The organism is Gordonia otitidis NBRC 100426 (assembly GCF_000248075.1).
Taxonomy (GTDB): Bacteria; Actinomycetota; Actinomycetes; order Mycobacteriales; family Mycobacteriaceae; genus Gordonia; species Gordonia otitidis.
This window is the reverse complement of sequence record NZ_BAFB01000206.1, coordinates 54,055-61,846: the sequence shown is the minus strand read 5'-3', so window position 1 is coordinate 61,846 and position 7,792 is coordinate 54,055. Positions and strand designations below refer to the sequence as shown.

Sequence of the window (7,792 nt, the reverse complement as noted above, 5' to 3'; positions counted from 1 at the left end):
CATGACTGGGTTGCGGATGCATTCGGCCTTGAACAGCGAGTTGAACGCCTCGGCCATCGCGTTGTCGTACGAATCGCCCTTGGAGCCAACAGAAGTCACTGCGTCGGCTTCGGCGAGGCGTTCGGTGTAGCGGATGGCTCGATACTGGGCGAGTTCAACCGGTCGATGCAACACCGGGCTACTGCAGGGAGCGTAGCTGCTCGGCGAAGACCTCGGCCGGGGTTCGCCAGCCGAGGACCTTGCGTGGCCTGTTGTTGATCGCCAGAGCGACGGCCTCGAGGTCCTCGGCGGACCACCGGGACAGATCGGTTCCCTTCGGGAAATACTGGCGCAGCAGGCCGTTCGTGTTCTCGTTCGTCGGTCGTTGCCAGGGCGAGGGGCCTCGTGGTTGATGATGGCCTTCCGTCTGCCCACGCCGCCAGCTTGTTCGGGGTGATCTTGCGGCCGACGTAGGACGGCGTCAGCATCGCGAACCCGGGCGGCGGGGGTGGGGGAACGACCTCGACGTAGAGATCTCCACGCACATCGTCGGGCCCGACAGGTCCTTGGCCTGCCAACCGAATCCGTTTCCCGAAGTCGAGGCCGGCCGGAAGTCGAAACGAGACAGGCTTGTCGGTGGGCACACGTCCTCGTTGGTCGCAGCGCACACATCCGGTGCCGTCGCACGCCGGGCAAGGCACCTCGGAACGCACGGTGACTGTGTGAATCGATCCGGTCTCGGTGATCTGCTGAGCAGTCAGCGGCACCGTGACGGTGAGGTCGCGGCGCGGGTCGTACGTCATGACGCCACACCCTATGTGAGCAGCGAATGGCGCGTTCGGCATTCGCTGTGCTCTCACCGTCGAGGGAGATACTGCCGCACTGCGGGACACGTGAGAGGGGTAGGTGACGTGTCCCGCAGTGCAGGTCAGCGGGTGAGGCCAGCGAGTTTGGCGAGTTGGTCGATCCACTGCTGCGCCCATGCCACCGAGTTCGTGCCACCAGACACTTTCAGCTCGGGGTAAAGCCCGTGCGCGTTGGCCTGCCAGTACTTGGGATCAGTGACCATTTTCATCAGGCCGGTGTTGTCCTTGAGTAGACCCTGCATGAGCGCCGAGATCGCCTCCGGATACTTCTGCACATCCAGTGGGCTGGTCATTCCTGCCTGCTGGAATGCGCCGTTGATGCGGGCGAGGAGTTTGTCCAGGCCGGTGTTCTTCATCGCGGACTCCCCAGCGGTCGGTAGCCCACGTAGCAAGGCTGGAACATCACGCAGCTGCGCAAACAACTCAGGCAACGCGTTCGGCAGTTTCGACACGCCGTCAGCGACGAGCGCTGCACCGGCGGGCTGCTGCGCGGCGAGCATCGCACCACCAGCAGCGAGGTTCACCAACGCCTGCAACGTGTCTGCAGACAGCTTCGTGCGCGGCAACCCTGTCACGTCAGCCACATTGTTGAGTGCCTGCAACGCGATCAGGCCACCCATCTTCGTGGCTCCCTCATCGGTGAGCATGTCAGGGAAATCGAATGACACGTTCTTCGCGAACTGGGTGAGATCGCGGGCCAGCTGTGAATTGGCGGGCAGTGAGCACACCAGATCGCCAGGCACACAGAACTCGACGACGCGGCCCTTGAGTTCACCGAAGTCGGCGTCTCGTGGGCCAGCAAGACCACCGCCAGCCACCGCCCGCTGAGTGATCGGGGCAACGTTGACCGGTCCGCCGCTGGGAACGTTCGACGACTGGGTTCCGCTCGCGGCTGTGGTGGCCGCCGTCGTGTCTGTCGCACCGGCAGCACCGGTGATCAGGTTCGACACTCCTTGGGCCAGGCCGCCGTCGGCGTTGGAGTCAGTGGAGGTTCCACCAGCCAGCGACGACGTGCTGCTCGACGTGGCTGCCTGGCCGGCGGACTGTTCCGCAGTGGTGGAGTCTGCACCGGCTGACATGTCGACGCGCGTGATCTGTGGGGTAGTCGTGTTCGCGGTGGCACCGTCATCGGAGGTTCCGGTGTCGCTGCTGGATCCGTTCGCTGCTGCGTTGTCGGCGTTCGGTGCAGGTGCGTCCGTGGTGGTGTTCGGTTCGTCGGTCGGTTGGGGAGTGGTGGTCGGCGATTCGGTAGTAGGCGACGGATCTGTGGTGTCGGCGCCCGCATTCTGCTCGGGTGTGCCGCCGTTCTTCTTGGCGCAGCTACCGTCGCCTTCCTGCCCATCCCACACCGGCTTGTCGGCGCAGTCTTTCATCAGGTCGGTGCGGCCCTTGAGGTTCGCATCCCATTCAAGGGTGGCCTGATTCTTGCGAAGGTTGCCGATGGTGGTGGTGAGCTCGTCATTGGTGGTGGCGTACTCGGCGTAGGGATGCTCGGAGTTCGCTTCGGTGTAGCGGCTGTAGCACTCCTTCCACGTCAGTTCATGCTTCGCGCCGCATCCGCCAAGCGCATACAGGTTGTACAGCAGTGCCGGACGCTTCTGGTCTTCGGCGGAGGTACGACCCCACACCCACCCGTGATAGAGGTACGGGTTGGGGTTCTTTCCGGGAATGTCGGCGACGTTGCGCACCGACCCGATCGGTGCGCCCGCTTCGCCGTCACGCGAGGTACCTGCCTCCGACGAGGGTGTCGACTTCTTGATCAACGTCGTGACACCGGGCACCGCGTTCTGATCGGCAGGGGTGAGGGTGGTCAGCTGTTCGGCTGCGGCGTCTAGTCGTGTCACCGCAGCATCAACTTCTGGGGTTAGCCACCGCCAGCCCTCCCCGTACTTTTGTGCAGCCTGTTCAGCGGGAACATTTTTCGCGCGTTCTGACGGCCCGTCGGGTGCGGTGAGTTTGCCGTCACCACCATCGGGGAAGTGCGGCAGCACCATTGACGTCACCCCGGAGGGTGCGTCCTTGGGTCCGTTGATCGATGTTTTGAACACCGAGCACAGACGGGCGGGTAGCTGATCGCAACCGAAGGCTGCGTCACGACGATCCGGCGACAGTGCGCCGCCGGCGGCAGGTGCAGCATTGTTGCTGTCGAAGCCGAGGTCACCTCGAGTGAGGACTGCGTTCGTCCAGTCGGGGCGGCTTTGCTGATACTTCGTCTTCGCTTTGAGGACAAGCTGCCCGATCTGCTGGTCGCTGCGCTTGCCGAGGGAACTGGTGCGCCCAGTCACCTCGTTGACGCACGCTCCCAACGTCCAGGGCCCGTTCGGTGCGTCCTTGGTGATTGCATCGGTGGCGTCGAACGGGCCACACCCGCCGTACAGGTACAGGTTGCGTGCCAGGTCTTTGCGCGCGGCCGGATTGGCGGCTGCGGTGCCCGTCTCGTTGGGTGCAACGAACTTGTCGTCGTTGTAGACGATCTGATGCTGCTTGTACTTGTCGAGGAATGCCTTGGCGGTCAATCCAATCCACCCGGCACAGTCAGGGGAGTTGCCATGCTTGAGGAGGTCGTCGTCACTCAGATCGATCAGACGTTTGCCCTTTTCTCCGTAGGTGGCGCGCCACCACACATGGGTCAACCATTCGTTGGAACTGTCCCCGGACGTCGCGTACTTCCAACCCTTGCCGCTGCCGTCGGGAAGTTGATAGTCCCACCCAAGCTGGTCGGTGGTGACGTTCTGGCAGGCGGCGGCCGACGTGGTGCGTGAGTCGTTGTTGGATAGCTTCTTTCCCTGATTACGCAGAGCGAGTTGCACGACCGGCGTGTTGGTGCCGTTCTCGGTGAAGAACTGGGCGCGGGAAAGGGTTTCCTTCGTCTTCGCATCAAGGTTGGCGAACGAGGTGCCACCGGAGGCGACTAGACCGCTGTATGAGGTGGCGTTACCGGCTGCCGGTGCCGGTGCCGGTGGGGCGCCGATCTGGGTGGCGAAGTAGTCGCGGCAGGCGTCAGCGTTCAACGTCAGGCAGTGCTGGATCTGGTCGTAGGCGCCTGCCGGCACCAACCCGTTGTCGGCGGCTGCGGCTGCCTTGTCGCGTGCGGCGACAAGCTGAGAGGACGGCACCAGCAGTTCGGAATGAGTTTGGCCGCTGCGGGCATCAACGTACGTGTCTTGGCAGGCCTGCAGTGTCTTGCCTGAGCATTCAGGCGAGTTGAGCAGATACAGGTCCTGAATGACTTTGCGGCGCTGATCTTTCTGTTGATCGGTGCGATTCCACAACCATCCGGCCGACGCGTACTTGTTGCGTTCGTCGTCGGTAAGAGCCGACACCAGTTTCACTTCACCGTCGGGCGAGACGATGGTCAGCGGTTTGGTTCCCGGTGTTGAACTGTTGCCGGTGCCCGCCTGTGGAATGGATACATCCGTCGGCCACGGATTCTTGTAGGGGCGCAGGCTGTCGCCGTCGCTGCTCAGCGGTGCACGGCCTGCGGGCACCGAGTACTCGGCGAGCTGCACATGCATATCGCCGTGTGCTGCTGCGCCTGCCATCCCCGCACTGGGGGTGGCAGCGTCACCAGCTGAGGGAGCATCGCTGGTTGCTGTTGGGGCGTCGAGAGGTACAGAGCTTTCGGGCGGCGTCGACGATTCTGCCTGCGGTGTGCTGGTTGCTGCTGCTCCCGCACCGGCCTGTCCCGCGTTGGGGGTGCTGGTCGATCCCGCCGCGCCCGCGGTGGTCGTCGAGCCTACGGCTGCGGTGCCGCCGGCCAGCCCAGTTTGGGTGAGCAGCGACTGCACACCGTTGGTCAGTTGCAGCTGGAGTTGAGCAAACGACGGATCGCTGGCGGCCTGTCCGATGGCGTTTTGCAGCACGGCTGGAATGTCGGGGCGTGACTGGTTGGTTCCGGCGATCACGTTGCTGTTGTCGGCGCGCTGCGGGTCGGCGAACAATGCGACTGCGGCGACACGTCGCGGATCAACAGCGGTGCGGCGGTTGCCGATAGCTGTTGCTGCGTCGCCGGCGACGTCGGCGCCCTGCGAGTAGCCGGACAAGATGATGCTGGCGTTGGCGCATCGGCTTGCGATGTCGGAGATGGTGGCGATCGTCTTCTTGGTGCCGCCGTCGACGGACTTGTTGTAGCCGACACCGTTCACTCCTGCATCGGCGTCATAGTTGATCATCGTCACCGATAGTCGATTACCCAACGCCTTCTCGAGCGGGTCGACGAGCTTCTTGAGGAGGCCGACAGGCTTGTTGGGGTCATCGTCACGGTTGATTTCGAAGGTGCCGGGCACGGCGACGAGCATGAATGGCGCACAGCCAGGTTTGGTGGACACTTCGACGGCGGGAGCGTTCGTGAACTGTTTACGCACACCGCCTTGGGGGACGAGTGGCAGGTTGATGTTGGTGCGGCCATCTGCACCCATCAGTGCGCCACCGCCACCGCTGCCGCCGCCGAGCAAACTCGAGTTGGCGCCAGGCTGCAATGCCTGGCTTAGAGCGTTGGAGGCGCCCGGAACATTCAGCGGCGCTGGCAGCGCGGGAAGCGTTGGTGCGGGCGCCGCGTGTGCGGGCGCGGCAGCTATCGGCGCTGTGACAGCTATGGCTGTGGCGGCGGCTGCGCCGGCAAGACGGAACCGATGCAATGATCGCATGACGCAATCCCCTCAGTGGCTTCGATGTATATAGCCGCAAGAGTAACACTGGGGTGTTGCAGCGCCGACGACATCGAATCGAACGCCGCACCAGCATAAATGCGGCGGCTACGGTCCATAGAAATGGCCGGAGCAGAAGGGAATTGGTGTGCATTTCTCGTCGACTGTTGCGATCGCGGAGTGCCTTTTGGGTGAATCCGTTGAGCGCGAACCAATCATCGAGCGCATTCGTGACAACTTGCGCGCCACCAACGGGTTTCATCTAGTCCCCACCGAAACGGCTGTGGCGGCGTCTGATCGTCCTGCCGCGGTGTGTGTTGATGGCGCCGTCATTTCCTCGCAAACTGACACGCTGCTGTGGGTAGCTGTTGCCGCCACCACCTCGGACGGGTCGATCGAGCATCAGGCCGCGGCCGCGACGCCGACCGGTTCGCACGGTGAGGCTGTGCGTTCCGGCGCAATGGCTGCAGCCGAGTTGCTCGTCGCAGTGCACACCGCCGATCAAGTGGGTCACGTGTGGATGGACGGGTCACTGCGCACACCGCTGATCGCGTTGGCGGCGAGCCTGTCTGCGGTACCGGAGGAAGCGGCCGACGCCTGGGCGCGCACCCTGCGGGACGCCCACATCGTGGATCTCGTCGGCGGGTACATCGAACTCGCCTACCAGGGGCGGGTGAGCGCGTTGCCGAAGCAGGACACAGTGTCGGTGTTCGCTCGGGAATGGTCTGAGTTGGTCGATGGCGCCGACGCCCAATGGTTGCGGCTACAGCGTGATCGCACGCTGGTCGCCGATCTTCTGACGCCGGGCATGTTCTTGGCGCCGAGGGCGGCCCCAGAACTCAACGTCCTACCGACCCCGGACTCCCCGCATCGCGCGTTGAGGCAGCTGCAGGAAGATCTTGCCGACGTCCTCACATGGTGGCGGGAGGTGCCGACGTCAGTCACCTACGTGATGCCACGTCACCTGCACCGACCGATCAAAGTGGAGTTGGTGTGCGATGCAGATACCGTTCCGCACGAACGTGCAGCAGCGATGGCAACTACCGTCGATCGACTGTGTCGTGGCCCGGTGATGCTCGAACCCAGACATCAGTGGGAAGCTGACCATCGAGCGAAACGTCTTGTCGCTGTAGTAGATATGAACTTGCGGGCAACTGTGGCCGCATCATTCGGCGAACGCCGCCCCGATGCGGTGCGCGGCTACCGCACCTAGCTCGCCAGGTTGCGCAGCCCCACGATCTCGTAGGTGCCGTTGTTGTTGCGCACCGTGACTTCCTGCTTACCGCGCTGCTCGTTGACGCCGTCTGACTCGATCGTCTGAACGGTGAACGTGTCGGGTTTCGATGTCGGAGTGACCTGCACGCAGTACGCGGACTGGCGATTAGCGAAATGCTGGTCGATACCCATCTGGATGGCGGCAGCATTCACTCCTGCAGTGTTTTTCGCCCATACTGCGGCGACTGCACTTCCACTGCGCTGCGCATAGTAGGCGTGCTCGAGCGCGCTGATCGTTGACTGCGGTGTGCTGCGATCGGTTGACGACGTGCTGTCGAGAACCGTTGCACCGTCAGCATTCCCTGGCCGGCAGGCGTCTCCTGCCGCGAACTGCGCGGCCTTCGGCTGCGCCGCCGCCGTCGTCGTCTGCGGCGGGACGTCGGCGGGGGTGTCGCTCGACTTATGAAGAAACAGGTACCCGCCAACGCCGACGGCAGCGGCGGCGAGGGCCGCGGCGGACGCACCAGCCAGCAGAGCCCGGCGTGGCCGTTGTCGGTGGGGTGCGCGTTCACGTGCGTCGGCCTTCGCGCTCGCGGCCGTCTCGCGCTGCCGATCCCGTTCTGCTCGACGATCCTGCACGCGCTGCTCACGTTCAGCTTTGCGGCGTTCACGGTCGGCCTGTTTCTGCTGGCGTTGCTGCTCACGGCTCAGCGGCCCAGCCTCACCACCTGTTTCGCTGCCACGGTCGGCGGAGACGTCATCTGCAGGCTGTGCGGTGTCGTCGGGGTTGACTGCGCCACGCCCACCACGCCCCCGGGTGCGCTGTTGCCGCCGCACGTCGAGGATGTCGTCGGCGGCCGGGATGTCGAACGTCGCTCCGGAACGTCGGTCGGCTTCAACTACGAAGTCGGGGTCGGCACCGAACTGCACACCGTCGTCGGTGATCTCGCCACCCGCTCGCATGACGGGACCGGTGTGTGCGCGCACTGCACGCTCAGTAGCTGCCACAGGCTGGGGGGCCGACACAGTCTGCGGTGTATCGAAATCGTCGAAGTCGTCGATGTCGGTGTGGATAGTGTCAGCCAT

The 7,792-nt window shown here is 64.0% G+C and carries 3 protein-coding genes and 2 pseudogenes; 1 reads left to right on the top strand and 4 read right to left on the bottom strand.

The genetic code is table 11. The features are described from left to right. The 3 genes and pseudogenes from GOOTI_RS25835 to GOOTI_RS20370 form a co-directional block, all read right to left on the bottom strand. Positions 1 to 147 (bottom strand): annotated as a pseudogene (locus tag GOOTI_RS25835) (IS3 family transposase); the annotation flags it as partial. Between the two features lie 31 nt (positions 148 to 178). After that, positions 179 to 376: pseudogene (locus GOOTI_RS25365) on the bottom strand (transposase); the annotation flags it as partial. A gap of 531 nt (positions 377 to 907) precedes the next feature. Further along, entirely contained in the window at positions 908 to 5,491 is a 4,584-nt protein-coding gene (locus GOOTI_RS20370) for a cutinase family protein (RefSeq protein ID WP_007240496.1), read from the bottom strand. Positions 5,492 to 5,774: 283 nt separating this feature from the next. On the opposite strand from GOOTI_RS20370, the gene GOOTI_RS20365 reads away from it, so the two are divergent. Then, positions 5,775 to 6,704 (top strand): hypothetical protein, encoded by a 930-nt coding sequence (locus tag GOOTI_RS20365; protein WP_138985331.1) that lies wholly within the window; start codon positions 5,775 to 5,777, stop codon positions 6,702 to 6,704. Here GOOTI_RS20365 and GOOTI_RS20360 read toward each other — a convergent pair. Further along, positions 6,701 to 7,792, bottom strand: a complete 1,092-nt coding sequence (locus GOOTI_RS20360; protein ID WP_007240494.1) for a DUF8176 domain-containing protein — start codon at positions 7,790 to 7,792, stop codon at positions 6,701 to 6,703. The genes GOOTI_RS20365 and GOOTI_RS20360 overlap by 4 nt on opposite strands.